The organism is Flaviaestuariibacter amylovorans (assembly GCF_039541815.1).
GTDB lineage: Bacteria > Bacteroidota > Bacteroidia > Chitinophagales > Chitinophagaceae > Flavisolibacter > Flavisolibacter amylovorans.
The window spans coordinates 97,740-123,361 of sequence record NZ_BAABGY010000009.1; the positions used below are offsets into that span (position 1 = coordinate 97,740).

The 25,622-nt window shown below is 61.3% G+C and carries 21 protein-coding genes; 12 read left to right on the forward strand and 9 right to left on the reverse strand.

Features of this window, described 5'->3' with window-relative positions:
* Positions 1 to 133 precede the first annotated feature (133 nt).
* Positions 134 to 532: a response regulator gene (locus ABD937_RS15765; RefSeq protein ID WP_345256727.1), complete on the forward strand. Its 399-nt coding sequence runs from the start codon at positions 134 to 136 to the stop codon at positions 530 to 532.
* 406 nt (positions 533 to 938) lie between these two features.
* Positions 939 to 3,338: a TonB-dependent receptor gene (locus ABD937_RS15770; protein ID WP_345256728.1), complete on the forward strand. Its 2,400-nt coding sequence runs from the start codon at positions 939 to 941 to the stop codon at positions 3,336 to 3,338.
* A gap of 165 nt (positions 3,339 to 3,503) precedes the next feature.
* Here ABD937_RS15770 and ABD937_RS15775 read toward each other — a convergent pair whose 3' ends face one another.
* Positions 3,504 to 5,333 carry an ABC transporter ATP-binding protein gene (locus ABD937_RS15775; protein ID WP_345256729.1) on the reverse strand — a complete coding sequence of 610 codons (1,830 nt, stop codon included), beginning with the start codon at positions 5,331 to 5,333 and terminating at the stop codon, positions 3,504 to 3,506.
* A 197-nt stretch (positions 5,334 to 5,530) separates the two neighbouring features.
* Here ABD937_RS15775 and ABD937_RS15780 point away from each other — a divergent pair, with 197 nt between their 5' ends.
* Positions 5,531 to 6,088: a hypothetical protein gene (locus tag ABD937_RS15780; protein WP_345256730.1), complete on the forward strand. Its 558-nt coding sequence runs from the start codon at positions 5,531 to 5,533 to the stop codon at positions 6,086 to 6,088.
* A 400-nt stretch (positions 6,089 to 6,488) separates the two neighbouring features.
* On the opposite strand, the gene ABD937_RS15785 is transcribed toward ABD937_RS15780, so the two are convergent.
* Both ABD937_RS15785 and ABD937_RS15790 read right to left on the reverse strand, forming a co-directional pair.
* Positions 6,489 to 8,219, reverse strand: coding sequence for a polysaccharide lyase (locus ABD937_RS15785; protein WP_345256731.1), 1,731 nt, complete (start codon positions 8,217 to 8,219; stop codon positions 6,489 to 6,491).
* Positions 8,220 to 8,587: 368 nt separating this feature from the next.
* Entirely contained in the window at positions 8,588 to 10,132 is a 1,545-nt protein-coding gene (locus tag ABD937_RS15790) for a YifB family Mg chelatase-like AAA ATPase (protein ID WP_345256732.1), read from the reverse strand.
* 320 nt (positions 10,133 to 10,452) lie between these two features.
* Here ABD937_RS15790 and ABD937_RS15795 point away from each other — a divergent pair, with 320 nt between their 5' ends.
* The gene (locus tag ABD937_RS15795; RefSeq protein WP_345256733.1) at positions 10,453 to 11,424 is read left to right on the forward strand and encodes an NHL repeat-containing protein; all 972 of its coding nucleotides are present in this window, start codon (positions 10,453 to 10,455) and stop codon (positions 11,422 to 11,424) included.
* A 79-nt stretch (positions 11,425 to 11,503) separates the two neighbouring features.
* Here ABD937_RS15795 and ABD937_RS15800 read toward each other — a convergent pair whose 3' ends face one another.
* Positions 11,504 to 11,776 carry a hypothetical protein gene (locus ABD937_RS15800; RefSeq protein ID WP_345256734.1) on the reverse strand — a complete coding sequence of 91 codons (273 nt, stop codon included), beginning with the start codon at positions 11,774 to 11,776 and terminating at the stop codon, positions 11,504 to 11,506.
* Between the two features lie 119 nt (positions 11,777 to 11,895).
* Between ABD937_RS15800 and ABD937_RS15805 the strand changes: the two genes are divergently transcribed.
* Entirely contained in the window at positions 11,896 to 12,099 is a 204-nt protein-coding gene (locus tag ABD937_RS15805) for a hypothetical protein (protein WP_345256735.1), read from the forward strand.
* A gap of 141 nt (positions 12,100 to 12,240) precedes the next feature.
* On the opposite strand, the gene ABD937_RS15810 is transcribed toward ABD937_RS15805, so the two are convergent.
* On the reverse strand, positions 12,241 to 12,867 hold the full coding sequence (locus tag ABD937_RS15810) for a CatA-like O-acetyltransferase (protein WP_345256736.1): 627 nt from the start codon (positions 12,865 to 12,867) through the stop codon (positions 12,241 to 12,243).
* Positions 12,868 to 13,018: 151 nt separating this feature from the next.
* Complete coding sequence (locus tag ABD937_RS15815) at positions 13,019 to 13,705, reverse strand: HAD family hydrolase (protein ID WP_345256737.1); 687 nt, start codon at positions 13,703 to 13,705, stop codon at positions 13,019 to 13,021.
* 392 nt (positions 13,706 to 14,097) lie between these two features.
* Here ABD937_RS15815 and ABD937_RS15820 point away from each other — a divergent pair, with 392 nt between their 5' ends.
* Positions 14,098 to 15,510: a hypothetical protein gene (locus ABD937_RS15820; RefSeq protein ID WP_345256738.1), complete on the forward strand. Its 1,413-nt coding sequence runs from the start codon at positions 14,098 to 14,100 to the stop codon at positions 15,508 to 15,510.
* Positions 15,511 to 15,777: 267 nt separating this feature from the next.
* On the opposite strand, the gene ABD937_RS15825 is transcribed toward ABD937_RS15820, so the two are convergent.
* Together ABD937_RS15825 and rlmN are read right to left on the reverse strand one after the other, a co-directional pair.
* Complete coding sequence (locus tag ABD937_RS15825; protein WP_345256739.1) at positions 15,778 to 16,188, reverse strand: energy transducer TonB; 411 nt, start codon at positions 16,186 to 16,188, stop codon at positions 15,778 to 15,780.
* A gap of 256 nt (positions 16,189 to 16,444) precedes the next feature.
* Complete coding sequence (gene rlmN, locus ABD937_RS15830) at positions 16,445 to 17,515, reverse strand: dual-specificity RNA methyltransferase RlmN (RefSeq protein WP_345256740.1); 1,071 nt, start codon at positions 17,513 to 17,515, stop codon at positions 16,445 to 16,447.
* Positions 17,516 to 17,722: 207 nt separating this feature from the next.
* Here rlmN and ABD937_RS15835 point away from each other — a divergent pair, with 207 nt between their 5' ends.
* The 6 genes from ABD937_RS15835 (at position 17,723) to ABD937_RS15860 (ending at position 23,769) form a co-directional block, all read left to right on the forward strand.
* Positions 17,723 to 18,916 (forward strand): thiolase family protein, encoded by a 1,194-nt coding sequence (locus tag ABD937_RS15835; protein ID WP_345256741.1) that lies wholly within the window; start codon positions 17,723 to 17,725, stop codon positions 18,914 to 18,916.
* Complete coding sequence (locus ABD937_RS15840; protein ID WP_345256742.1) at positions 18,916 to 19,380, forward strand: hypothetical protein; 465 nt, start codon at positions 18,916 to 18,918, stop codon at positions 19,378 to 19,380. Before ABD937_RS15835 ends, ABD937_RS15840 begins: the two co-directional genes overlap by 1 nt.
* 4 nt (positions 19,381 to 19,384) lie before the next feature.
* Positions 19,385 to 19,825, forward strand: coding sequence for a hypothetical protein (locus tag ABD937_RS15845; protein WP_345256743.1), 441 nt, complete (start codon positions 19,385 to 19,387; stop codon positions 19,823 to 19,825).
* 402 nt (positions 19,826 to 20,227) lie between these two features.
* Positions 20,228 to 21,859: a DUF4836 family protein gene (locus ABD937_RS15850; RefSeq protein ID WP_345256744.1), complete on the forward strand. Its 1,632-nt coding sequence runs from the start codon at positions 20,228 to 20,230 to the stop codon at positions 21,857 to 21,859.
* 56 nt (positions 21,860 to 21,915) lie between these two features.
* Positions 21,916 to 22,557 carry an ATP-binding cassette domain-containing protein gene (locus ABD937_RS15855; protein ID WP_345256745.1) on the forward strand — a complete coding sequence of 214 codons (642 nt, stop codon included), beginning with the start codon at positions 21,916 to 21,918 and terminating at the stop codon, positions 22,555 to 22,557.
* Positions 22,558 to 22,566: 9 nt separating this feature from the next.
* Entirely contained in the window at positions 22,567 to 23,769 is a 1,203-nt protein-coding gene (locus ABD937_RS15860; RefSeq protein WP_345256746.1) for a hypothetical protein, read from the forward strand.
* Between the two features lie 394 nt (positions 23,770 to 24,163).
* On the opposite strand, the gene hisS is transcribed toward ABD937_RS15860, so the two are convergent.
* Positions 24,164 to 25,585: a histidine--tRNA ligase gene (hisS, locus tag ABD937_RS15865; RefSeq protein WP_345256747.1), complete on the reverse strand. Its 1,422-nt coding sequence runs from the start codon at positions 25,583 to 25,585 to the stop codon at positions 24,164 to 24,166.
* Positions 25,586 to 25,622: the final 37 nt, after the last annotated feature.

Sequence of the window (25,622 nt, forward strand, 5' to 3'; positions counted from 1 at the left end):
CGGGCCATACCGGATTTTTACGGTACGGCCCGGTGGTTTCTACGGCATTTTCGCCTTGCAACAGGTTCGTCTGCCGTTTTCATGCATCTTTGCAGCCGAGCTCACGCTCCCTCCGAAAAACTAAATCCAACCGGTGACCACAAAAAAGCTTGTCCTGTATGCCGACGACGACTCCGATGACCGTACCTGGGTCAGCGAGGCATGCCGGGTAGTAGGGGCGCCGCTCGACCTGCATTTCGTGGAGAACGGCCGGCAGGTGCTGGAATACATGAAAGGGGCCGCCGGCGACGCGCTGCCCGCGCTCATCGTACTCGACCTCAACATGCCGGAGATGGACGGCCGGCAAACCCTGCAGCAGCTCAAGAACAACCCCGCTTTCAGGAACATCCCGGTAGCCATCGTCACTACCTCCAACTCGCGCATCGACCGCGACGTATGCAAGCGCCTGGGTGCTTCCCTGTACCTCACAAAGCCCGACACGCACGCCGAGTGGCAGACCATCATCAAGCAGCTCGAGCCCATCACCTCCTGATCGTTCACTTCGCTTTTCGTACGCCGGCAAACCCGGGCCGACGTCGTGCCGTTGTGCCGTCATGCAGAAGAGGCAGAAGCCCCGCATGCCGTGCTTGCATGGTCCCGAGATCCAGGTGCTCAATTACGCAGAGGCCGTTAGAATTAATGTACTTACCTGGAAGCTCGGGAATGTCGGCCGCAAGCGGCTTTTGCACGCGACGACGCGGCGACGATAGGACGCAAGGAGAAATAAGTAGCACATTTCCGCTTCGCTGCGCCGCCCCCCGCCGCGTCGCCGCGCGAAACAGGCCGCTTGTGGCCTTGCCGGCCTCTCAATTAATTCAAACAGCCTCTCTGGCAGCCGAACCGGTCGAAATAGTATTGCAACACAGATGCAACGCGCTTAATTTCGCAAAAAGGCGCCCATGAAGCTGATTTGTACCCTTACCTGCCTGCTCTTTCCTGCCGCTGCCGTTTTTGCGCAGACCAACAGCGTGACGCTGCGGGGGCGCATCACCGATGCCAGCACCGGCGCACCGATCCCCGGCGCTTCCATCTCCTTCTCCGAGGCCCGCATCGGCACCATTGCCGACACGAGCGGTTACTACCAGTTCCGGCGCCTCCGCACCGGCCACTACCTCGCCGAGGTGAGCTCCGCCGGCTACTCGCCCATCGTGGTCCATATCGACGCCGAGAGCGACCTCGTGCAGAATTTCAGCCTGCGCCCGTCGGTAGTGGAGAACCGCGGCGTGATCGTGACCGGTGTGGCGGCCTCCACTTCTACGCGCAATGCCCCGGTACCGGTGACCTTGGTGCGCCGCGGACAGCTGCTCGAAGCCGCGAGCACCAACATCATCGATGCTCTTACGCGTCAGCCGGGCGTGTCGCAGATCGGCACGGGGCCGGCCATCTCGAAGCCGGTGATCCGCGGCCTTAGCTACAACCGGGTGGTGGTGGTGAACGACGGGCAGCGCCAGGAGGGCCAACAGTGGGGCGACGAGCACGGCGTGGAGATCGACGAGCTGAGCGTGAACCGTGTAGAAATACTGAAAGGCGCGTCGTCGCTGATGTATGGCTCCGATGCCATCGGCGGCGTGGTGCACTTCATCACCAACGTGCCGGTGCCGGAAGGCTCCGTGCGCGCCAACGTGCTCGGCACCGCGCAAAGCAACAACGGGCAGCTCGGCGTGCATACCAATATCGCGGGCAACGTCAATGGCTTCAACTGGAATGCGTACGGTACGTTCCGCAGCGCCGCCGATTACCGGAATAAGTACGATGGACGGGTGTTCAACTCGCGATTCAACGAGCGCAACTTCGGCGGCTACATCGGCCTCAACAAGCACTGGGGTTTCAGCCACCTCATCGTGTCGTCCTTCAACCAGCGCATCGGCATGGTGGAAGGCGAGCGCGATGAGGCGGGCCGCTTTCTCATCTTCCCCGAAAACCCCCTCGAGCGCGCCGCTACCGACGACGAGCTGGCATCGCGCAAGCTGTATACGCCCTACCAGGGCGTGCAGCACTACCGCGTCATCTCCGACAATTCCTTTCGCGCCGGCCGCAGCCGCATCAAGCTCAATGTGGGTTACCAGCAGAACATCCGCCGCGAGTTCGGTGAAGCCGAAGATCCCGGCATAGCCGGCCTGCACTTCGACCTGCGCACGGTGAGCTATAATCTGCAATGGCACCTGCCCGAAGGCCGCGGCTGGCAAACCACTCTGGGCCTCAGCGGCATGTACCAGCAGAACCGCAACCTCGGCGACGAGGTCATCATTCCGGAATACAACCTATTCGACGCGGGCGGTTTCCTGTTCGTGCAGCGAACTTTTAAAAAGACCACCGTCACCGGCGGCCTGCGCTACGACAACCGCTCGCTCGACTCGAAGCCCTTCGCCGAGGGCGGGGCCGAGCGCTTCACCGCCTTCGACCGCAACTTCCACAACGCCTCGGGCTCGCTCGGTCTTTCGCACCAGCCCTCCGACGACGTGACGCTGCGGGCCAACGTGGCGCGGGGCTTCCGCGCTCCTACCGTTTCGGAGCTGTCGGCCAACGGCGCGCACGAGGGCACCAACCGCTTCGAGTACGGCACCCGGGGGCTGCGCTCCGAAAAGAGCTGGCAGTTCGACGCCGGCGCGGAGCTCGATTACGACCACGTTTCGTTTACGGCGAGTGTTTTCTACAACCACATCAGGGACTTCATCTTCTACCAGCGCCTCGCGGCGGCCGGTGGCGGCGACTCGCTCGTGGTGACCACCGGTGGCGAGGAACTGGAAGCCTTTCAATATGCGCAGCACAACGCGTCGCTTGTGGGCTTCGAGCTCACCTCCGACATTCACCCGCATCCCTTCGACTGGCTACACTGGGAAAACTCCTTTTCGATCGTGCGCGGCCGCTTCAGCGAGCCGGTGGGCGGTAGCCGCAACCTGCCCTCCATCCCGGCGGCGCACTGGGTGACGGAGCTGCGCGCCGCCTTTCCGAAGGCGGGCCGCAGCCTGCGCAACGCCTATGTGCGCGTGGAGCTCGACCGCACCTTCCGGCAATCCAACGCCTTCCTCTCGTACAACACCGAAACGCCCACGCCGGGCTATGGCCTCCTGAATGCCGGCATCGGCGGCGACGTGTTGTCGAAAGGGAAGGTGCTGTTCACCGTGCACCTCACCGGTACCAACCTCACCGACGTTGCCTACCAGAACCACCTGGCCCGCCTCAAGTATGCCGCCGTGAACGAGGCCACCGGCCGCCGCGGCGTCTTCAACATGGGACGCAATTTCTCCGTGAAGGTGAACGTGCCGCTGGAGTGGCGGATCGGGAAACGTCAATCGTGAATCGTCAATCGTGAATGGGTTTCCAACGCTCCGGTTTCGATCATACAGTAAAAGGCCGCAAAGAAAACCTTTGCGGCTTTTTACTGTAGTGTGGCGAGGGTAGTTTTAGTACGAAGTAGCTGCTGATGGGAAAAAACGCACCCGCAAGCATTCACGATTCACGATTCACGCCTTCGCCGTCGCCTTTCTTTCCCCGATCTGTTGCCGCCACATGGCGTAATACAGGCCTTTCTCGCTGAGGAGGGATGCGTGATCGCCGGTTTCGATGATGACGCCCTTCTCGAGCACGAAGATGCGGTCGGCGTGCATAATGGTGGAGAGGCGGTGGGCGATGAGGATCGTGATCTGGTTCTGCAGCGACGACACATCGCGGATCGTTTCGGTGATCTCTTCCTCGGTGAGCGAATCGAGCGCGGAGGTGGCCTCATCGAAGATGAGGAGGCGCGGCTTGCGCAGCAGCGCGCGGGCAATGGAGAGGCGCTGCTTCTCGCCGCCGGAGAGCTTCAGCCCGCCTTCGCCGATCACGGTGTCGATGCCTTTTTCAGCGCGCGACAGCAGGTAGTTGCAGGAGGCGCGCTGCAGGGCGTCGAGGAGGTCCTGCTCGGTGGCTTCGGGCGCTACGAACATGAGGTTCTCGCGGATGGTGCCGGCAAATAGTTGCGTGTCCTGCGTCACGAAGCCGATCTGGCGGCGCAGGTCGTCGAAGAGGATCGCGTTCTCGTCGAGGCCGTTGTAGTAGATATTGCCCCCCAGAGGCCTGTACAGACCCACCAGGAGCTTCATCATCGTGCTTTTGCCCGAGCCCGAGGGGCCTACGAAGGCAATGGTCTCACCGCGTTTGGCGTGGAAGGAGATGCCGTCGATGGCCTTGTGCTGCGCCGTGCGGTGCTGGAAGGAGACGTCGCGGAACTCGAGCTCCTGGATGGGGCCGAGGGACGTGGGCTGGGCGGGCTGCGGCTCCGATTCTTTTTCCATCAGGTTGCGGAAGTTCCCGAGCGAGGTCTCTGCTTCGCGGTAAGAGACGATGATGTTGCCGATGTCCTGCAGCGGGCCGAAGATGAAAAAGGAAAAGATCTGCATCGTCACGAGGTCGCCTTCATCCATCTGCCCGCGGAAGATGAGCCACATGAGGAGGAAGAGGATGATCTGGCGCAGCGTGTTGACGAAGGTGCCCTGGATGAAGCCGATGGAGCGGATGCGCTTCACCTTCACGAGCTCGAGACCGAGAATTTTGTAGGTGTTCTTGTTGAGGCGGTCCACCTCCTGTGCCGTGAGGCCGAGGCTTTTCACGAGCTCGATGTTGCGGAGCGACTCGGTGGTGGAGCCGGCCAGCGCCGTTGTTTGCGACACGATCGTTTTCTGGATCGACTTGATCTTCTTCGAAAGCTTGTTGGAGATGAACATGAGGATGAACACACCGCCGAAGTACACCACGGGCAGCCAGCCGGAGAGCTTGGCTGCGAAGGTGGCCACGATCACGATGCCCACGAGCACGGTGAAGAGGATGTTGACGAAGTTGGACATGAACTTCTCCGTGTCGGTGCGCACCTTTTGCAGGATCGACAGCGTTTCACCCGAGCGCTGGTCCTCGAACTCGGCGTACGGAAGCTTCATGGAGTGGCGCAGGCCGTCGGTGAACATCTTCGCGCCGAACTTCTGGATCACGACCTGCAGGAAGTAATCCTGGAAGTTCTTGGCGATGCGGCTGATCATGGCTACCGTGATGGAGGCGCCGAGCAGCCACACCACGCCATAGAGCATGAACGAATCTCCGTTGGGCGTTGTGGCGGGCACCTCCACGCGGGCAAACAGGAACTGGTCCCAGTCGAAGTCGCCCGGAGGGGTCACCGGCTTGTGCTTGTGCGAAGCAAGCTTTATGAGCTTGCCGAAGATGATGGGGTCGAGCAGCGAAAACCCGATGTTGACGGCCGCCAGGAACAGGACGAGCACGACCATCCATTTATGTGGTTTGAGGTAGTGGAGCAGGATCTTCATTCGATAAAGCTAGGGCACGGATGAGTGATTTCAGATTTGTGGTTTCAGATTTCAGGTTTCTCGTTGATCGTGCCGGCCGACGGGGCCTCGCGGGGTTGTTTCCAACGCCTGTTCCGCACCGGAGGCACTCCGTTGTTTGTGTCCGGGACCCCGTAACCATTTTCGCGCCTGGTGCGTTTTAGAGGAAACTACCGCACATGAGCAAATCAACACTCCTGCTACCGGTTGCCATCGCCTGTGTGCTGGCATCCTGCACGATGGTGGCCCGGATGAGCGGTGCGTACAAAACGCCGCAGCCGGAAACGACCGCCACCCTCAGCACCTTCCTCGAAGAAGCCGGCGCCTCCGTCGACGGGCTCTTTGTATGTCCTACGAAAGCCGCCTACAAGCAATTCGCCGACTCGCTCGGCCAGAGCATCCCGCACCTGTATGTCTTTGATGCGTCGGGGCAGAACCTGTATAACAACAGCAAGTGTCCCTGGCAAAACGTGCGGCAGCTCGACTCGCTCCGGACCCAGGCCGGCTTCCGCACCAACGGCGATTTCCGCGTGACGCAGCTGCTGCAGCCGCTCGCCCTCGTAAAAGGCAACGCCCCCTCCGGGCAGTACGACTACTACCTCTTTTTCGTGTGGGCCCGCTTCGTGCCGAAGCTCAGTAAGGAGATGATCGCCGATGTCCGCGCCTTCCGCGGGCGCTCGGGCGGCCGCATCTATGTGGGCGCCCTGAACATGGACCTCCAGCAAAGCTGGGAGTAGGGAAGGATCTTACGGCATTACCCGGCCGGCATACCCGGTTGCCCGATGGTACGTCCCCACCAGCCCACGGCTTCAGCCGTGGGTTTTCGAATGTCACCAGCCCATGGCTTTAGCCATGGGTTTTCGATTTCCCACCAGCCCATGGCTTTAGCCATGGGAACAAGGAACAAGGAACAAGGAACAGGGAACAAGGAACAAGGAACAGGGAACAAGGAACAAGGAACAAGGAACAAGGAACAGGGAACAAGGAACAAGGAACAAGGAACAAGGAACAAGGAACAAGGAACAAGGAACAAGGAACAGGGAACAAGGAACAAGGAACAGGGAACAGGGAACAAGGAACAGGGTCAAATAAAAAACCACCGCAAGGCGGTGGTTTTTTCAACTGTTGTGGGGTGCGTTACGACGCAAGCTGCGTCAGCTTTACGTTGTCGAAGTAGAGATCGCCGTTGGTGGACGACTGCCAGTACGATTCGGCGCCGCCGCGGAAGTTCTCGAAGGAGAGCTTGTTGACGAAGCGCTTGAGGTCGTTGGTGGTCCAGCGGATCGGCTGGTCGAGGATGGTGACGCCGTTGATCACGATGCGCACGTGGCCGTTGGTGTTGGAGCCGGTATTGCTCTTCACGTACATCTTCACGTTGTACCAGACGCCTTTTTCGATGTTGCCGGTGGCCGGGAATTTCTTGCCGAAGTCGTTGCCGTAGGTGCCGGGCTGGTCTTTGTGATACACGTAGGGGATGAGCGTGATGGGGCTCGTGCTCGTTTTCTTCATCCACATCAGGCGTACCGAGCCGCCGTTGCCGTCCCAGGCAGCGTCGCCGCCCGTGTTGCCGTCGCCGATGAGGAGGCCGTAGCCGATCTTGCCGCCGCGGCTGAAGTCGAAGTTGGCGCCGAACTGCATGTCGTAGGAAAGCTCATACTCGGAGCCGGGGGTAACGTTGGAGCGCGAGAGCACACCGCCCGAGGTGAGGCTGTTGGCCAGCAGGGTGGTCTTCAGCATGCCGTTATACACCTGGCTCTGCGCCGTTTGCTGCTGCTGCCAGAAGTTGGCGGAGCCGAAGTCTGCCGATGCCTGGCTGAGGCCGTAGGAGCTGTTGGGGCGGCCGTCCCAGTTGATCAGCCGGGTGGAGAGACCGTTGGTGGGAGGCGTAGCGGTGGGCGTGGCGGTAGGGGTGGCGGTGGGAGCAGCCGTAGTGCCGGTTGCCGAGCTGCCCGACTTGATCACGAGGTTATCGAAGTAGATGCTGCCGTCGGTGGCCGAGGGCGATCCGGTGCGGAAATTTTCGAAGCTCACGTTCTTGATCAGGCGCTGCAGGTCGTTGGTGGTCCAGCGGATCGACTGGTTGAGCACCGTGACCCCGTTGATCAGGAGCTGCACGGAGCCGTCGGTATTGGAGCCGGTATTGCTCTTTACGTTCATGGTCACTTTATACCAGGTGCCTTTTTTGAGGCCCGAGCCGTCGGCCGGGAACTGCTTCCCGAAATCGTTGCCTACCGAGGCGGGCTGGTCTTTGTAGTATACGTCGGGCTTGAGCACGGCTGCGCCGCTCGCGTTCTTTTGCCAGCTGAGGCGCAGGGAGCCGCCGTTGCCGTCGGTACCCGGATCGCCGCCTGTATTGCCTTCGCCGATCAGGACGCCAAAGCCGACCTTGCCGCCCTGGGTGAATTCAAAATCGTTGGCGAACATCAGGCTGTAGGAAATGCTATAGTCCGAAGCATCGGGCACATCGACCCGCGACAGTACACCGCCGTCGATCAGCGAATTCTTCAGCAGGATCGCACGCAGCATGTAGCTGGGGGTCGTCGTTTGGGCAGTTGTGGCTTTCCAGTAGGCGGTGGGGCCGAAGTCGGTGTTGGCCTGCGCGAGGCCGTAGCTGCCTTTCGTACGGTTGCTGAAATTGACGCTGCGGGAGTAGGGGAGGGCAAACGTGGTGCTATTGGTAGCTGTAGTGGTGGTGGCGAGCGAGGCGCCATTGCTGATGTCTGTGTCGGGTACTTCGATTCCGGCAACATCGGCCAGGGGCGCTGCGGGCGGCTCTGACTGGAGGAGGTCGCCTTTGGAGCAGCTGATGATGGAGGTGCTGAGGGCGAGGCACAGGAAGGCCAGGCCGGAAGTGCGGTGCTGTTTCATCGGAAGGACGGTTTAGGGTGGTGATTCAGGTGGTAGCCTTGCGGCGTGGAATAAAGGTACCCTCCCCGGCCGGCGACGGGCGCTTCCTTTAGACGGGCCGGGTACAATCGGGGGTGAAAAGGGCCTCACCGGGGTTGAGTGCCCGCGCCCGGATCGGCGAATCCCCGGAAACCCGCGCCCGGGCTGCTTTTGCGCGTGCCCAACTCTAATCCTTCTCTTAGGTTTCTTTAATCCTCCTCTAATAAAAAGGCGCCCACCGGCACCCGAAGTAGGCAGTCTTCCCTTTCTCCCAAACCTTCTAAACCCTTTTGAACTTACCTAAACCTTATTCCCCCATTCCCCCATTCCCCCATTAACTCATTAGCACATTACCCCGCCCACCCTTCCCGGTCGAGGCTTCTATAGTGGATGGCCTCGGCGAGGTGCTCGGTGCGGATACTGTCGCTCCCGGCCAGGTCGGCGATGGTGCGGGCCACCTTCAGGATGCGGTCGTAAGCGCGGGCGGAGAGGTTGAGCTTTTCCATGGCGGTACGCAGGAGGGTGCTTCCGGCGCTGTCGATGGCGCACACCTCCTTCAGCAGCCTGCTGCTCATATGCGCGTTGCAGTAGACGCCGCTCAGCGTTGCATAGCGCGCCGCCTGCCGCTCGCGCGCCGCCACCACGCGGCCGCGGATGGCTTCCGAGCGCTCCGCTGTTCCGCCCACCGACAGCTCGCGAAAGGCTACCGGCGTTACTTCCACGTGCAGGTCGATGCGGTCGAGGAGCGGTCCGGATACTTTGTTGAGGTACTTCTGCACTACGCCGGGTCCGCAGCTGCAAGGCCGCTCGGGGTGATTATAGAAGCCGCAGGGGCAGGGGTTCATCGACGCGATGAGCATGAAGGCGGCGGGAAAGTCGACGGCGACCTTCGCCCGCGAGATCGTGACGCGGCGCTCCTCCATCGGCTGCCGCATCACCTCGAGCACGGTACGCTTGAATTCCGGCAGCTCGTCGAGGAACAGCACGCCATTATGGGCCAGCGAGATCTCGCCCGGTTGCGGGTGGCTGCCGCCCCCGACTAAGCCTGCATCCGAAATGGAGTGATGGGGGCTCCGGAAGGGCCGCCGGGCGATGAGCGTAGACCCTTCGGGCAGCTTGCCCGCCACCGAGTGGATCTTGGTGGTTTCGAGGGCTTCGGGCAGGGAGAGCGGCGGCAGGATGGTGGGTAGCCTCCGGGCAAGCATCGTTTTACCGGCCCCGGGCGGACCGATCAGGATCGCGTTATGTCCGCCCGCGGCCGCGATCTCGAGGGCCCGCTTGATGTTCTCCTGCCCCTTTACCTCGGCAAAGTCGATGTCGCTCTCGTGCTGGGCGGCGCTGAAGGCGGCGCGGGCGTCTACCTGCACCGGCTCGAGTCCCTGCCCGCCCTGACGAATGAAGTCGAACACGGCGCGCAGGTGGTTGGCGCCATATACCTCGAGCTTTGTGACGATGCCTGCCTCGGCCGCATTTACGGCCGGCACGATGAGCCCACGGAAGCCTTCTTTGCGGGCGCCGATAGCGATGGGCAGGGCGCCCTTGATGGGCCGCAGGGCGCCGTCGAGGGCGAGTTCGCCCATGATCACGAAGCTTTCGAGCAGGGGCGGCGGCAGGTGGCCGGTGGCGGCGAGGATGCCGAGGGCGATGGGCAGGTCGAAGGCGGAGCCGCTCTTGCGCAGGTCGGCGGGCGCGAGGTTGACGACGATGCGCGTGCGCGGCAGCGAGAAGCCGATGGCGCGGATGGCGCTCTCCACACGCTGCAGCGATTCTTTTACAGCGCCGTCGGGCAGGCCCACGAGCAGAAGGCCGACGTTCGATTCCATCCAGTTTACTTCGATCGTGATGGTGAGGGCATCCACGCCGTGGACGGCGGAGCCGAAGGTGCGTACGAGCATGGCCGGCAGGTTGAAGCCCCGAAGTTGACACGGCAGGATCGTGATTCCATGAGGAGAAAAACACCGGCGGATGGGATTTTTCCCGGGGTTGCCGGCCGATGTGACCTTTGCAACCACGGGAATTCTCCGAAGCATACTGAATGATTAGTGTAGCCCTCGTCGATGGGCGAAATTGCCTTGGAATATCGCCGACATGGCTCGGGAGGCCGAAAAGATCGCTCGTGAACACGCGTTGCAGGTCCTTTGCTGCCGGGGCGGCACGGATACGATGCGCAGTATGCGCGCCGCCTTTTGTACCTTGTCCGGAACCCACACACCCCATGCGCCTCCTGCTCCTGATGCTATTACTCCCCTTCGCTGCCAACGCCCACCCCGGCGTCGGTATCGTGTCTGACCGGCGCGGCATCATCTACTACACCGACCTGCAGCACGTCTGGAAGATCGAAGGAGGAAAACGCAGCATCGCCGTGCGCGACGTGCATACCCACGAGCTGTACCTCGATACCGCCGGCAACCTCTATGGCGAGAACGAACGGTACCAGGGTGGCGACCGCTTCACGCATTACCTCTGGGTGCTGCGTCCTTCCGGCCGGCTTGACACATTGAAGGGCCCTGACGTAGCTTTTGTCAACGACGATTATTCATTGGCGCGCGACGCAGCGGGCAACGAGTATTTCCGCCGCCATCACTTCAGGAAGACCGGCCCGGTGCCGCTTTACCGCCGCCGCCCCGACGGGAGCGAGGCCCTCTTTGCCGAAGGCGATTACCGCGATGTGAAGTGGCTGCACCCGCAGCCCGACGGCTCGCTGCTCTTTGTGCGGGCTAATGCCGTATACCGTATTTCTACAGAAGGGCGCGTGCTGCTGCTGGCCGATTCGCTGGCGGGCGCGAAGCCGGACTTCCCGTTTGCTTCGGGGCCGCAGCTCTGGGGCGCCTGGCAGGATGCCGGCGGGCAGGTGTACGTGGCGGTGTTCAGCGATGGGGCCGTGAAGCGTGTGGCGCCCGGCGGCGGGCTGGCAGTCGTGCACCGCTCCGCGCCGCGTTGGACGCCCACCTATGGCGCATTCGACCCGGAAGGGCGGCTCTGGGTACTGGAAACGTCCGACAAGAACGAGATCCGCGTGGTGCCCGCGGGCGGGGAACCGGAAGCAACAGGTACGGCTGCTGCGGTAAGCGAACAGCGCTTCGCCCGAGGAGCACTCATGGCGGGATTATTGTTGGTGCCTGCACTCCTGGTCGGCTACTGGTTGTGGCGGCGAGGTAAAGACAGGGAACACCGATCGAACGGATAGGACGGATGTGAGCAGGTAATCTGTGTAAATCGGCCTGATCCGTGTTATCCGTGTTCCTTCTCTATGACAGGAACGGATCTCAAACCTCCAGCAATTCGCGGTTGCCCCAGATCTTCACCGCACCGTCGCGGGCAAGCGTGCGCAGGTCGGCAGCCGGCACGATCTCGAAATGGTCGAACAGGAACTCGTTGCACAGGAACTCGGCTACGTCCTCCGTCAGGAAGAGACCGTAGATATACGGTCCTGCCGGCGCCACGAATACGAACTGGTCGGCCGGTGTGCGGGCGATGAAATCCAGGAGGGTCGCTTTCGGAAGCGCAGCCTTGAATGCAATGGGGTTGATGAACGACATGATCGGGAGGCAAGTTACGGCCCGCACGGCGCTGTGGCCGCACGCGGACCAAAATTCGGCGGTCCGGCGCCTGTACCTAAGCCCGTTTCCTTATTTTTATGGGAATAAGAATCGCTACCATGACCCCCGCGCAAAAGAACCTCCGAGTCGCCCTCGCCGCCACCATCGTCGGGTCGCTGATCGTGCTCCGCATTTTCCTGCGGGCGATCGAGTGGGAGGAATACAACTGGAAGATCGGCGCCAGCGGCGCCGGGCTCGTCATCTGCGGGGGCTTTATCTACCTCCTCATCCGCGAGCTGCGGCGGCATCGTGCGTCGGATTAGTCACCCGGGGAAGAGAAGGCACGCAGATCATTATGATTGGTACGATTGCCGCGGATGCTCTTCGTACCGCTGCTTAATTATGACGCTACCTGCTGTAGTTACGCTGATGGCAGGTACGATTGACGGTCGATCCGGTTTACATTATTGGGCATCGAGCGCTTCCTGGAAGCGCTCCAGGTATTGGGCGGCGTGGTAGCCGTCCATGAGGGCGTGGTGTGCATGCACGGCGTGCGGCATCGTGCGGCGCCCGTCGCGCTCCTCCATCTTGCCGAAGGCCATCTTGGGACAGCTGTCCGGGTAGGAGAAGCTGCGCGCATGCGCTATCGAGGTAAACCGGATCCAGGGTATCGACGAATAGTGGATCACGTTCTCGCCCGACATGGCCGGCACCAGCCCGGAGCTTTGCCGCACCCGCTCGGTCTCTGCGGAGGCCGACCGCAGGAATACGGGAAACTCCGGGTGCCAGTTCATATACGAGAAGCCGAAGGTACCGTCGGGGCGGTTGATGGTGGGAGAGGCATGGATCTCGTCGTAGCAAAGCACCTCGTCGCCGGAGATGCGGTAGCGGAAGGGCTCCGTGGCGTTGGCGGCCTTCAGCGAGCACCAGAGGTAATACAGGAAGAACGAGTATCCGCCTTCCTTCGCACGCGCATAGGCCTTCGTGCAGTCCACGTCCACCGTCACCCCGAAGAAGGGCTCCTCGAATTTCCGGAAGAAGTTGAAGTGATCGCGGCGGGGCCAGGTGCTGAGGTCGAGGGAGCGTTTCATGCGGGGGTTACTTTGGTGCGGCGTTTCTTTAGGTCTGAGGTCGAAATTCAAACTTCGAAAGTCAAAAAACGTCTACGGGTAGGCTGGTCCAAAGGCACGCGGAGTGTTTCGGGTGCAAGGTCTTTTGACTTTTGATTTTTGACTTTTGAATTTACAGCAAGGGAAGTATCTCCCGGATACTGGTCACGCTGCGGAAGTGCTCGTGCTCGATGGCATGGTCCACCACCTCGTGCGCCCAGGTAGTGTGGTAGGGCACGTGGATGGCGTGGCCGCCGAGGGCGAGCACGGGCAGCACGTCGCTTTTGAGCGAATTGCCGATCATGAGAAACTCTTCGGGCTTGATATCAAGGTGCCGGATGAGCTTGCGGTAGTCGGCCTCCGCTTTTTCCGACATGATCTCGATGTGGTGGAAGTGGTGGTCGATCCCGGAATTCTTCATCTTGCGCTCCTGGTCGAGCAGGTCGCCCTTGGTGGCCACCACGAGGCGGTAGCGCTCCTTCAGCGTCACTACGGTTTCCTCCACGCCTTCCAGCAGCTCGATGGGGCGGGCGAGCAATTCCTTCCCGAGCTCCAGGATGCGCTGTACGGCATCGGCCCGGAGGGTGCCGCCCGTAATGCTGAGCGCCGTCTCGATCATCGACAGGGTGAAGCCCTTGATGCCGTAGCCATAAAGCGGCAGGTTACGGATCTCGGTCTGGAGCAACTCGCGCTCAGCGCTGTGCAGGGGCATGAAGTCCTGGAACAGGGCGCAGAAGGCGGTTTCGGTTTCCCGGAAGTAGGGCTCGTTCACCCAAAGGGTGTCGTCGGCGTCGAAGGCAATGACTTTGATGTTCATCATACGTAAACAGAAATAGGAGCAAAGCTATCGAAAGGCAGCTTCAATAGCGGGCCCTGTTCGTATAGCAAGGCCTTCGCGGAGCATGAGCTGCATTAAAACAGGATGTATCCCTTGCCGAAGTGGCTGGTTGGGCCAGCTGACTGGGCCGCAAACGCTGCTTGCGGCCGATCCATGCAGCGCTTCGGAAAGCTCACTTTCGCAAACCGCATGAGCCGGGCCCGCAGGCATTTGTAAAGGGAACGCAAAAGCCGCCGACGCGGCATACGAAACAGGGGCCGCCGGGCGTTGTGGTGCTGCCTGTTTTACCGAAATTTGATCCTTATAAACACGACCCGGTGGCGGTGCATCCATTCATGCCGACGCGCATACAGCCCTGCCAACTTCTCTTTCCCATGAAGACCCTACTCTCCCTGCTCCTGATATTGGCCGGCCCTCTTTGCGGCGGTGCCCAATCGCTGCCTGTGCGGCCGGTAGCCCGCTATGTTGCCACCCCTGCCGCATTGGCGGAAACCGTGGTGGTGCACATGCCCTATGCCGGCAGTACCGTGCTTTCGGTGACGGGCGATACCGCCGCGCTGCGCACCGCGGGCGTCTTGCAGGTCGAGATCGTGTGCACCGACTTTCCCGCTTCGGCCTCGCTCACGGAACTCAACGCCGCCCGCCTGGAGGCCGTATATGTACGGTTCCCGTATTTGCGTGCCGTGCCGCTGCACTCCGTGCAGGTGCTGCGCCAACTCGACGGCGCCGAAAAGGCGCCCGCACAGGGCCTGTTCCACGGGGCGGTGCTCCGCTTCCGGCCCCGCCAGGATGCGGCGCTGATGAAGCAGGACCTGGAGCGGCTCGAGGAGCTGCTGCGCCCGCCGCTGTCGCCGGAGGCCACTCCCGCCAAAGCTCCCGCCACCGGCGACCCCGGTATCCCCTGGGTGCTCGAGTCCGGCTTCGGTACCATCGTTCCCGGGGTGCAGCAACGTTTCGTGCGGCGCCATTACCCTGCCGATACCATCCTGGTGCTCACCCCCGACGGGGCGGTGCGCCGGGGTTATGGCACCAAAAAGCAGTACGATGACCGTGCGCGCCGCTACGGGCCCTTCGACTCGGTAACGGTGGCCCACCGCGTAACGGCCCGTGTGTTCAAGGCACCCGAGCCGGACGACGAAGCGCTTGGCCCGGTGCCGCTGCCCGACTCGTCGCTCTTTAAAGTACTTACGCGCAACCGCTGGACGGGCATGCCTGTGGTCGCCGACGTAACGGGCAGCATGTATCCCTACACCGGCCAGTTGCTGCTTTGGCTGCGCCAATGGAACGCCGAGGGTTTTACCCGCCGCTTTGTGTTTTATAACGACGGGGATGCGACCCCCGACGAGCAGAAGGTGGCGGGCCGCACGGGCGGCATCTACAGCTGCACCTGCGATTCCTTCGGCGCCGTGCGGGCGCTGGTGCAGCACACGATGCAGCGGGGGAGTGGCGGCGACAGCCCGGAGAATACGGTGGAAGCGCTGCTGTCGACGCAACAGCGTTTTCCCGATGCGGCCTTCCTGGTGCTGGTGGCCGACAATTGGGCCCCGGTGAAGGACCTTGCGCTCGCCGGCGGCATCACGAAACCGGTACGCGTGGTGCTGGGGGGCGTATCCGGCGCCGGTGTGCACCCGCACTACCTCGACCTCGCGCGGCGTACCGGCGGCTCGCTCCACCTGGGCGATGCGGACGTAACGGGCCTGGCAGGGCTGCGGGAAGGGGAGACGCTGCAGGTAGGTACTGCTGTTTACCGGCTGGTGAAAGGGCGCTTCGAGGAGGAGCGCCCCTGAGTGCAGGTATACCGAAGACCCGCTCTTAAGAGGATCCGGATGCGTCGACTTCAAAGCGCACAATGACTTCCCCGCTGTAAACGACCCTTATGCCGGCGCTGCGGCCGGCATCCCGACAAGCCTCGCTTCGTCGGGATCAATAAACTAGTAAACCAATAGACCAATAGACCAATAAACCATCAAACCAATAGACCGATAAACCATCAAACCAATAGACCGATAAACGAAAAAGCGCCCCGAAGGGCGCTTTTTCGTTTATCGAAACAATTACATCACTTCAAAGCGGAAATTCTCGGTGTGGCGGGCCTTTATGTTCTGACCGGCTTTCTGGGCCGGCGTCCAGCGGGCCGACTTGCGGAAGAGCTCTACCGCCTTGGCTTCGAGGCCAAACCCGTTTTTGGAAACGGCCTGTACGTTGCTCACGTTGCCGCGGGCGTCTACATCGAAGGAAAGAACCACGTTATAGGAGCCGGCGGGAAGCTGCTGGAGCATGGCCGTGCGGATCATCTTGTTCAGGATGTCCATGCGGAACGCGTTGTGCGCCTTGTTTCCACCGCGGAAGGCGGGTGCTACGAGCTCGCTCGTGGCGGTGGTTGCCGGCTTATCCTCTGTGTTGCGGGCGATAGCAGAGAGGTTGAAGACCAGGAGGAGGGCGGCGAAGAGGGTAAACGTTTTCATGAGCAGGAGCTTTGTTTGTTGTTGACTCGTCAAAAGTAGTTATGCAGGCATCCGGGTATCCACTTATATCGGCTAAACCAGCGTTTTTGTCGGCAGGTCGGCATAAAATCATAAATAAGTGATTTTTCTTAGTGGCGGAACCAAGATTTAGGCGATTAGAGCAAAAAAAGGCCCCGACCTGGATGGTCGGAGCCCTCAAAACCGGTTGAAAGCGCTGCTATTGGCGATGGATGAGTGTCGCCGCCCGCCGGACACCTCAGACCGCTTCCTTGTTGGCAAGCTGTCCGCAGGCGGCGTCGATGTCCTTGCCGCGGCTCCGGCGCAAGCGGGCATTTACCTTGTGCTTCGCGAGGTAGGCCATAAAGGCAGCCGTCGCCTCCTCGGTGGGCTTTTCGAACTTTGCGAGGTCGATCGGGTTATACTCGATGATGTTGACGAGGTCGGCCGGGATCTGGCGGTAGAGCTTGACGAGCTCCTCGGCGTCCTTGGTGGAGTCGTTGAAGTCCTTGAACAGGATGTATTCCAGCGTGATCTCGTTCTTCGTTTTCTGGTAGAAGTAGTTCAGCGCGTCCACGAGGCTCTTGAGGTCGTTGGAGGCATTGATGTTCATGATCTCATTACGCTTCGCGTCGTTGGGCGCGTGCAGCGAGAGGGCGAGCTTGAATTTAACGCCGTCATCCCCAAGCTGGCGAATCCCTTTTGCGACGCCTGCCGTAGATACAGTAATGCGGCGCGGGCTCATAGCCAGTCCGTCGGGAGCCGTGATGCGCTCGATGGCCTTCATCATGTTCTTGTAGTTGAGCAGGGGTTCGCCCATGCCCATGAACACGATGTTGGTGAGCTTGCGGTTGTAGACGCGCTCGCTCTGCTGGTTGAGGAGCACCACCTCGTCGTAGATCTCGTCGAAGTCGATGTTGCGCTTGCGGTCGATGTAGCCGGTGGCGCAGAACTTACAAGCGAGCGAGCAGCCGATCTGGGAGGAGACGCAGGCGGTAAAGCGGTCTTCGGTGGGGATGAGCACGCCCTCGCAAAGGTGGCCTTCGTGGGTACGGAAGCGGCTTTTGATGGTGCCGTCGGCACTGTACTGGGTGGCATCCACCGAAAGGGCTGGCAGGGCGAAGTGCTCGCCGAGCTTCTGGCGGAGGTCCTTGCTCAGGTTGGTCATGTCGGCAAAGGACTGCGCCCCCTTCTGCCAGATCCATTCCCAGACCTGCTTCGCGCGGAACTTCGGTTCGCCCATGGTGCCGAAATACTGCTCGAGGTCGGGCAGGGAGAGGTGGCGGATGTTCTGCACGCCGTTGCGCTTCAAGGTAGCCGTTGCGTTCATCCCGCAAAGATACCTTAAAGGTGGGAGGGCATAAAACGGCGGGAGTTATCTTGCGACGGATTTAACAGCCCCTGAAAAGGGTTTAGGAGGTTTAGGAGGTCTAGAAGGTTCGTTTGCGTGCGCCAATTTTTATCAAGCGCTTTTGTCCGACAGCGGCACAACCTCCTAAACCATCTAAACCTCCTGAACCTCCTAAACCTTGCTTTTATGAACGAAGTATTCGTAATCGATACCCTGCGTACGCCCATCGGTAAATACGGCGGCGCGCTTGCGTCCGTAAGGCCCGACGACCTGCTGGCCGGTACCCTGAAGGCCCTGCTGGCCCGTAACCCGGGGGCCGACCCCGCCGCTATCGAGGACGTTATCGCCGGCGACGCCAACCAGGCCGGGGAAGACAATCGCAACGTGGCCCGTATGGCCGCGCTGCTCGCCGGCCTCCCCGCCACCGTTCCCGGCAACACCGTCAACCGCCTCTGCGCCTCGGGCCTCCAGGCCATCATGGACGCCGCCCGCCAGATCATGACCGGCGACGCCGAGCTCATGATCGCCTGCGGGGTCGAGAGCATGAGCCGTGCCCCCTTCGTGATGGCCAAGGCGACGTCGCCCTACCAGCGCACCACCGAGATCGTGGACACTACCCTCGGCTGGCGCTTCGTCAACAACAAGCTTTCCGATGTTCATTATCCCTACAGCATGGGCGAAACGGGTGAGAACGTGGCGAGGCAATGGAACATTTCAAGGGAAGCGCAGGATGCCTGGGCCCTCCGCTCGCAGGAGCGCTACTTCGCCGCCCTCGAGGCGGGTAAGTGGGCCGGCGAGATCGTGCCCGTGGAGGTCGCCGACGGCAAGGCCACAAAGCTGGTGGATACCGACGAGCATCCCCGCCGCACCTCGCCCGAAAAGCTCGCGACCCTGAAGCCCGCATTCGTGAAGGACGGCACCGTGACGGCCGGCAACGCCGCCGGGCTCAACGACGGCGCCGCCGCGATGCTGCTTGCCTCGGGCGATGCCGTCAAGCGCTACGGCCTGACCCCGATGGCCCGGGTGGTATCGATGGCCGTGGCCGGCGTAGACCCCGCCATCATGGGCATCGGCCCGGTGCCGGCTACGCAGAAGGCCCTGAAGCGCGCCGGACTCTCCGTAGCCGACCTCGACCTGGTGGAGCTCAACGAAGCCTTCGCTGCCCAGGTGCTTGCCTGCGTGGGCGACCTGGGCCTTGACCCGGAGCGGGTGAACGTAAACGGCGGCTCCATTGCGCTGGGGCACCCGCTGGGCTGCTCGGGCGTGCGCCTCAGCACCACCCTGCTGCACGAGTTGCGCCGCCGCGGCGGCCGGTACGGCCTGGCCACCATGTGCGTCGGCGTAGGGCAGGGGGCGAGTGTTATATTTGAAAAGATGTGATGCGTACCCTGCTCCTGATATGGCTCCTGGCAACCGGCTGCGCCGGGCACCGCGGCGGTTTCCACCAGCGTAAGTTCCTGCGCGACGTGAACGGGCAGGAGATCAGGATGCGCGTGCCGGCAGGCTACCTGCGGGAGCTGCTCTACCAGGAGTCGTCCGGCGGCTTCACCCAGTTTTACACCTACCGCAACGGCTCCGTCTTTTACGTGTCGTGGAAAGTGCCGATGCCCGATTTCAATGCCGCCAACATCCGCCGTGCCTACCCCGACAGCGCCGCTGCGGCCAAGCTCGACATCCTCCAGGGCATCGATGCAAGCTCGCTGTACTGGAAGCAGTCGCATGCCGACGACCTGAAGGTGGGTTACCTGAACGTACCCAAGGTTTACCGCAACGATTTCGGCGCGGCGCTGCAGTCGGTGCGGGTACGGAAGCGTCCGTTCGTCCAATTTTTGCCTGCCAACTGATCCCATGCGTTACCTCATCTCCCTGCTCCTGTTACTCTGTGTTGCCTGCTCGCCCTACCGCGGCATGCGGCGCGCCTCCTTTACCTATACGGCTGGCGGCAGCTCCAAAACGGTGCCGATGAAGGTCCCGCGCGGCTGGCGCGACGTGCGTTCCGAGGCAGGAGCCGAAGGCGCGCAGAGCCGCGTGTACCGCTACCGCGACGGCTCCGTTTTCTACGTGCAGTATGCTCCCTCGGGCGGCGACGTGCAGCCCATCGACCGCGCGGCACATATACCCAGCCTACGTGCCAACGGCGATACGAGCTACAAGCAGCAGACCGGCGAGCGCTACTGGCGTGAAGACAAGAAAGGCCTCCTCCGTGCCGGGTACATCAACGTGCCGGAGGGGACGCCGGAGATGCGTTTCGATTCGGCGGTGAATTCGGTGAAGCGGGTGAATGGGTGAGCGGCTGAGCAGGTGAGCAAGTGAATGAGTGAGCGGGTGAGCAGGTGAGCGGTATTAGGACTGTTCCTTTTTTTGAACAGGCTCTGTAAGGGTTCGGCACCACCCCAAAAAAATCAAACCTTTTCCGGCAGCGAATTTTTTGAAACAAAGTGTTCCCCGGTGCACCTCTACTCTGGTGCATGGGACCGCGATTCGCGTCCGGTGGCCGGGCGGTCGAAAGGGAAACGGAATCGCCCGGTGGAGCCATTGCGTCGCCACCGGCGTGCACCCCCATACCCCATGCCCAAAACGTCAAACGGCCCCCCGCTCACCAGCTCACCCGATGACTTGCTCACCGTTCCAAATTTGCCTGTTTCCATAGATTGTCGTTTATTTGAATATCACAACAACCTAAAACTGACAATGAAACGAACGTCCGCCCTCGTTGGATTCGGCGCTGCCCTGATCCTGTTCGCCTCCTGTTCCTCCAAAAACAACGCGCTCCCGATTCCCAAAGACGCCATGATGGTGGTTGAGGTGAACACGGCTTCCCTGAAGTCGAAGCTCACCTGGGAAGAGATCCGCAAGTCGGCCTGGTTCGAGGAAGTTTCCAAAGAAGCCAACGACTCCACCGCCCAGAAGCTGCTCCAGGATCCCGCTACTTCCGGCGTTGATACCGACGGCAACCTCGCCTTTTTCATGCAGAAGCAAGGCTCCGCCAACCTGGGCGTGTTCGAAGGCTTCCTGAAAGACGCCGACGCCTTTGCCAAGTTCGCCGGTAAGGACGCCCCCGTAAAAAAGGACGGCGACCTGTCGTACCTCGATAAGTCGGGCGAAGGCTTCGTGGCCTGGACAGGCAAGCAGTTCATCTGCCTCATGGAAATGCCGAACACCAACCCGATGAACCCGACGGCGGCCCCCGCTCCTAAAGACAGCCTCCGCAAGTGGGCCCAGGCCATCCTCGCCACCAAGGGCTCCGACGGCCTCGCCGAAGACAAGCGCTATGCCGACCTCCAGAAGGAAGAAGGCGACGTGCACTTCTGGATGAACTCCGGTTCCTTCTACAACAACCTCGGCGGCGGCATGATGTCGATGCTGAAGGTCGGCTCCCTCATGAACGGAAACGTCTCCACCTACTCGCTCTCCTTCGTAGAAGGCAAGATCGCTGTGAAGATGAAGCAGTACTACGGTAAAGAGCTCACCGAGCTGATGAACAAATACAAGCCGAAGGAAGTGACCGAGGCACTGGTGAACCGCATCCCCTCCAACGACGTGGTGGCTGCCTTCGCCATGAACTGGTCGCCCGAGGCCATGACCGAGATCATCAAGATGGCTGGCATCGACGGTATGGCCAATGCCTTCCTCGGCCGCTACAACCTGTCGCTTCAGGAGATCGTAGGCGCCTTCAAGGGCGAGATGCTCTTCGCGGTTTCCGACTTCAAGATGGAGCAGAAGCCCCTCTTCGAAGGCTCTACCTACATGACCACCAAGCCCGACGCCAAGATGCTCTTCGCGGCTTCCGTGACCAACAAGACCGCCTTCGAAAAGCTGATCGGCGCCGTGGAGAAGGAAATGCCCGCCGCGGCCGCTACCCAGGTCTCCTTCCAGGTCAACAACGAGTGGTTCGCCGTAGGCTCCGCCAAGGAGCACGTGGACGCCTTCCTCGCCGGTGGCACGCACAAGGTGGCCTTCGCCGACAAGATCAAGGGGCATCCCTTTGGCCTCTACATCGACCTGCAAAAGATCATGAAGGTGTCGAAAGGCGCTACCACCGAGTCGCCCAACGCAGCCGCCATGATGGACGCTTCCCTCGCGGTATGGCAGGATGTGCTGATGATCGGTGGTGAGTACAAGGATGGTGTGCTGACCGCTACCGCCGAAGTAAACCTCGTCGACAAAAAAGGCAATGCCCTCAAGCAGATGAACGCCTACCTCACGAAGCTCCACTCCCTGAAGCCGAAGCGCAACCCCGCACAGGACATGATGGAGCAGGGTGATGTTGCCATGCCCCCGATGGAAGGCATGGACTCCGTTGCCGCTCCCGTTCAGGAATAATGCATCACGAATAAAAAGCCCGGCCCGTTATCGCGGCCGGGCTTTTCTTTGCACCCATGTCGCTCCACCTCCAGCAACTGCTTCCTACCTATTTCGATGCGAGCCGCAGCGAGACCTCCGAAGTGTGGGGTAAAGACCTCCGCTTCGACAAGGGTCAGCGGGTCAAGATCGTGGCGCCCTCCGGCTCGGGCAAGACCTCGCTCATGCACTTTCTCTACGGCCTGCGCCGTAGTTATACGGGTTCCGTCCACATCGGCGGTACCACCCTCGGCAACCTCGATGCCGAAGGGCTGGCGCTCGTGCGGCAGCAGCAGCTGAGCGTGGTGCTGCAGGACCTCCGGCTCTTCCCCGACCGCACCGTGCTCGAGAACCTCGAGATCAAGCGGCAGCTGGCCCCGTATCACGAAGCGGAAAAGATCACTGAAATGGCGGCCCGCCTTGGCCTTTCCGGCAAGCTGGGCGCCCGTTGCGGCACCTGCTCCTATGGCGAGCAGCAGCGGGTGGCCATCATCCGCGCCCTCCTGCAGCCCTTCGATTACCTCCTGCTCGACGAGCCGTTCAGCCACCTCGATAACCGCAATGCCGAGATCGCGATGGGCCTGATGCTCGAAGAGGCCGAGGCCCGGGGCGCAGCCATCCTGTTCGCCGACCTCGAGCGCGTCGAATTCTTTCCCTACAGCACTCTTCTTCACCTCTAAACGTATCGCGTGGCGCTCTCTTTCCAGACCATCCGGCCCCTTTTCCAGACGGGCAGCAGTGCTTCCTCGCGCTGGCTTTCCTATGTTGGCCTCGGCATCGGCGTGCTCCTGCTGCTCTGCTCGGCGCAGATGTTCGTCAACATCCAGCTGCTGCTGCAGCGCAACAACGTCCAGAAAAGCGGCTACGACTTCATCTCCGTCACCCGCACCGTCACCAATGCCACCATGGGCCAACCCGACAAGAACCTGTTTCACGAAGGGGAGATCGCAGAGGTGCGGAAGCAGCCCTTCGTGGAGGGCGTGGCGCCGCTGCTCGCGAACCGCTACCGTGTGCAGATGGGCGCCGGCGCCATGATCCCGATGCGCATCGACCTCTTTCTCGAAACCCTGGAGAACGAGTTCATCGACACGCTCCCGCCCACCTTTACCTGGGCGCCCGGGCAGGAGCAGGTGCCGCTGATCGTTTCGTCGGATTTTCTTGAAGCCTACAACGTATTTGCGCCGGGGCAGGGACTGCCGCAGCTCTCCTCGGAGACCGTTACGACTATTCCGCTGTTGCTTACCTGCAGCGGGCGCGGGCGGCAGCTCCAATTCTACGCGCGCATCGTCGCCTTTTCCGACCGTATTAATTCGGTGCTGGTGCCCAAGACCTTCCTCGACTGGACCAACAACGAGATCGGGGAGGGCCCCGACCAGGGCAGCGCGCGCCTTTTTGTGAAGACCAAGGATGCCAACGATCCGAAGCTGCTGGCCTTCCTCGACGAGCGGGGCTATAAGGTGAACTCCGACAAGACCAAGTTCGGCCGCACCAAGGGCGTGCTGCAGGGCATCTTCACCGGCCTCGGCATTTTTGGATTGCTGGTGGTAGTGCTGGCGCTGATGCTCTTCTCGTTCTACCTGCAGCTCGTGATCGCGCGGAGCCGGGAGAGCCTGCAGTTGCTGCTGACGCTGGGCTACTCGCCAAAGTGGCTGAGCCGCAAAGTGTCGAACCGCTTCGTGCCTGTGTATATCGGCATCGTGCTCAGTACCGTGGCGGCCACACAGGCCATCCAGTGGGCCTTTCACCACCTCGCCATGTACGACCGGCCCGAGCTGCAAACTTTAGTGCACTGGAGCGTGCCTGCGCTGGCGGTGCTGCTGATCGGCGTGTCGGTGCTGACGAACTATCGCCTCGTGCGGAAGCTGGTGGCGCAGCTGGGGGAGGGGGCCTGAGGTCGGGAATCGGCAATCGGCAATCGTGAAAGGGGCAGTGTAGCCGGCAGCGCGCTCCCATCTGGAGACCTGATTCGTTCGGCGTGCGCTGACCATTTCCTATGGTGCAACCGCTCCTCAAAGCTGGCTATTGATCACGTAGCGGCTACAAGCGCAGCCTGCATCCCGGAGGGATGCGCGTTAGCGAAAGATGTTGGAACAGGAGGCATCGAAGTCCCGATGCTTGTATTTCTACGATCAGTAATTTTGGTGCAGCGCGCCCGCAAAAGCCATGCGGGCGCACGATGGTGCGTAAAGAAATACGGCGCTCACGCCGGCCGGCGCAATGCGCACCATCCTGACGCTGACCTTTTCACGATTCACGATTCACGATTCCCGATTCCCGATTCACGATTCACGACCCTCCCAGCCGCTCTGCGAGCGCCGCAAACGGCACCGGCTCCTGCTTGCCCGTGGCGAGCTCCTTCAGCACCACGGTGCCGCTCTCGAGTTCGCGCGAGCCGATGATGGCGATGTAGGGAATGCCCTTCTTCTCGGCGTACTTGAACTGCTTATCCATCTTGGCGGACTCGTGGTACAACTCGCCGGCGATGCCCTCCGCGCGCAGGGCCTGCAGGAGGCCCCAGGCGGCCCGGCCTTCCTGCTCGCCCAGGTTGAAGAACAGTACCTTCGTGCCCTGCGCCACCGTATCCGGAAACAGCCGCAGCTCCTCCAGCACGTCGTAGATGCGGTCGACGCCGAAGGAGATGCCCACACCCGGCACGTCGGGAACACCAAAGAGACCGGTAAGGTCGTCGTAGCGGCCGCCGCCGCCGATGGAGCCGATCTTCACTTCAGCAGGCGCCTTTACCTCGAAGATGATGCCGGTATAGTAGTTAAGCCCGCGGGCAAGGGTGAAGTCGAGCGCGAGGTGGGGGCGGGAGGCTTGAGGGGTCAGGCGTGAGGAGGAGTCTCCGTTACCTGGTGCTTCCTGCATCATCGACCAGACGTGCCGTAATTCTTCAATGCCCTTATTTCCGATCTCGCTTCCTCCCAGCAGTTCTGTTATCGCAGCCAGTTTTTCCTCATTGGAGCCCTCGATCTGCAGGTATTTTTCGATCGTCGCGATCTGCGCTTCGTCGAGGCCGCGGGTCGCAAGTTCCTCCTTTACTTTATCGAGGCCGATCTTATCGAGCTTGTCGATGGCGATGGTGATGTCCATCATCTTTTCCGCGCCGCCGCAGGCTTCGGCGAGCGCCGCTAGCAGCTTGCGCGAGTTGATGCGCAGCTCGTAGCCGCTGAGGCCGAGCCGGGTAAATACGGTATGGTAGATCCAGCACAGGTCCACCTCGTTCATGAGCGAGCGGGAGCCCACCACGTCGGCGTCGCATTGGTAGAACTCGCGGTAGCGCCCTTTCTGTGGGCGATCGGCGCGCCATACGGGCTGTACCTGGTAGCGCTTGAAGGGAAAGGTGAGCTGCCCGTGGTTCATGGCCACGTAGCGGGCGAAGGGAATGGTGAGGTCGTAGCGCAGCGCGCGCTCGGTAAGGTCCTTCGTGCTCTTGCCCGTCAGCACCTTGTCGAAGGCTTCGCGGGAAGCCGCTTCCTTGGCGGGGTTGTCGAGGCCGTTGTTGAGGATCTTGAAAATTAGCTTGTCGCCCTCCTCGCCGTATTTTCCCATGAGGGTGTCGAGGTTTTCCATCGCCGGCGTCTCCAGCGGCTGAAAGCCATAAAGCTCGAACACGGTGCGGATCGTTTGCAAAATATACTGGCGCTTGCGCACCACTTCGGGGCCAAAGTCGCGGGTGCCTTGCGGGAGGGAGGGTTTGTTGGACATTTCTTTTTGTTCAAATCAGTTCTTAAAGGACGAATTC

Excerpts from the sequence above, each read along its gene's own strand:
- ABD937_RS15845 (WP_345256743.1), top strand. The coding sequence starts at position 19,385 with ATGCGTTACCTCATCTCCCTGCTCCTGTTACTCTGTGTTGCCTGCTCG.
- ABD937_RS15820 (WP_345256738.1), top strand. The coding sequence starts at position 14,098 with ATGAAGACCCTACTCTCCCTGCTCCTGATATTGGCCGGCCCTCTTTGC.
- rlmN (WP_345256740.1), bottom strand. The coding sequence starts at position 17,515 with ATGAACGCAACGGCTACCTTGAAGCGCAACGGCGTGCAGAACATCCGC.
- ABD937_RS15805 (WP_345256735.1), top strand. The coding sequence starts at position 11,896 with ATGACCCCCGCGCAAAAGAACCTCCGAGTCGCCCTCGCCGCCACCATC.
- ABD937_RS15790 (WP_345256732.1), bottom strand. The coding sequence starts at position 10,132 with ATGCTCGTACGCACCTTCGGCTCCGCCGTCCACGGCGTGGATGCCCTC.
- ABD937_RS15850 (WP_345256744.1), top strand. The coding sequence starts at position 20,228 with ATGAAACGAACGTCCGCCCTCGTTGGATTCGGCGCTGCCCTGATCCTG.
- ABD937_RS15815 (WP_345256737.1), bottom strand. The coding sequence starts at position 13,705 with ATGATGAACATCAAAGTCATTGCCTTCGACGCCGACGACACCCTTTGG.
- hisS (WP_345256747.1), bottom strand. The coding sequence starts at position 25,585 with ATGTCCAACAAACCCTCCCTCCCGCAAGGCACCCGCGACTTTGGCCCC.
- ABD937_RS15780 (WP_345256730.1), top strand. The coding sequence starts at position 5,531 with ATGAGCAAATCAACACTCCTGCTACCGGTTGCCATCGCCTGTGTGCTG.
- ABD937_RS15810 (WP_345256736.1), bottom strand. The coding sequence starts at position 12,867 with ATGAAACGCTCCCTCGACCTCAGCACCTGGCCCCGCCGCGATCACTTC.
- ABD937_RS15835 (WP_345256741.1), top strand. The coding sequence starts at position 17,723 with ATGAACGAAGTATTCGTAATCGATACCCTGCGTACGCCCATCGGTAAA.
- ABD937_RS15825 (WP_345256739.1), bottom strand. The coding sequence starts at position 16,188 with ATGAAAACGTTTACCCTCTTCGCCGCCCTCCTCCTGGTCTTCAACCTC.
- ABD937_RS15800 (WP_345256734.1), bottom strand. The coding sequence starts at position 11,776 with ATGTCGTTCATCAACCCCATTGCATTCAAGGCTGCGCTTCCGAAAGCG.
- ABD937_RS15840 (WP_345256742.1), top strand. The coding sequence starts at position 18,916 with ATGCGTACCCTGCTCCTGATATGGCTCCTGGCAACCGGCTGCGCCGGG.
- ABD937_RS15855 (WP_345256745.1), top strand. The coding sequence starts at position 21,916 with ATGTCGCTCCACCTCCAGCAACTGCTTCCTACCTATTTCGATGCGAGC.
- ABD937_RS15770 (WP_345256728.1), top strand. The coding sequence starts at position 939 with ATGAAGCTGATTTGTACCCTTACCTGCCTGCTCTTTCCTGCCGCTGCC.
- ABD937_RS15775 (WP_345256729.1), bottom strand. The coding sequence starts at position 5,333 with ATGAAGATCCTGCTCCACTACCTCAAACCACATAAATGGATGGTCGTG.
- ABD937_RS15785 (WP_345256731.1), bottom strand. The coding sequence starts at position 8,219 with ATGAAACAGCACCGCACTTCCGGCCTGGCCTTCCTGTGCCTCGCCCTC.
- ABD937_RS15795 (WP_345256733.1), top strand. The coding sequence starts at position 10,453 with ATGCGCCTCCTGCTCCTGATGCTATTACTCCCCTTCGCTGCCAACGCC.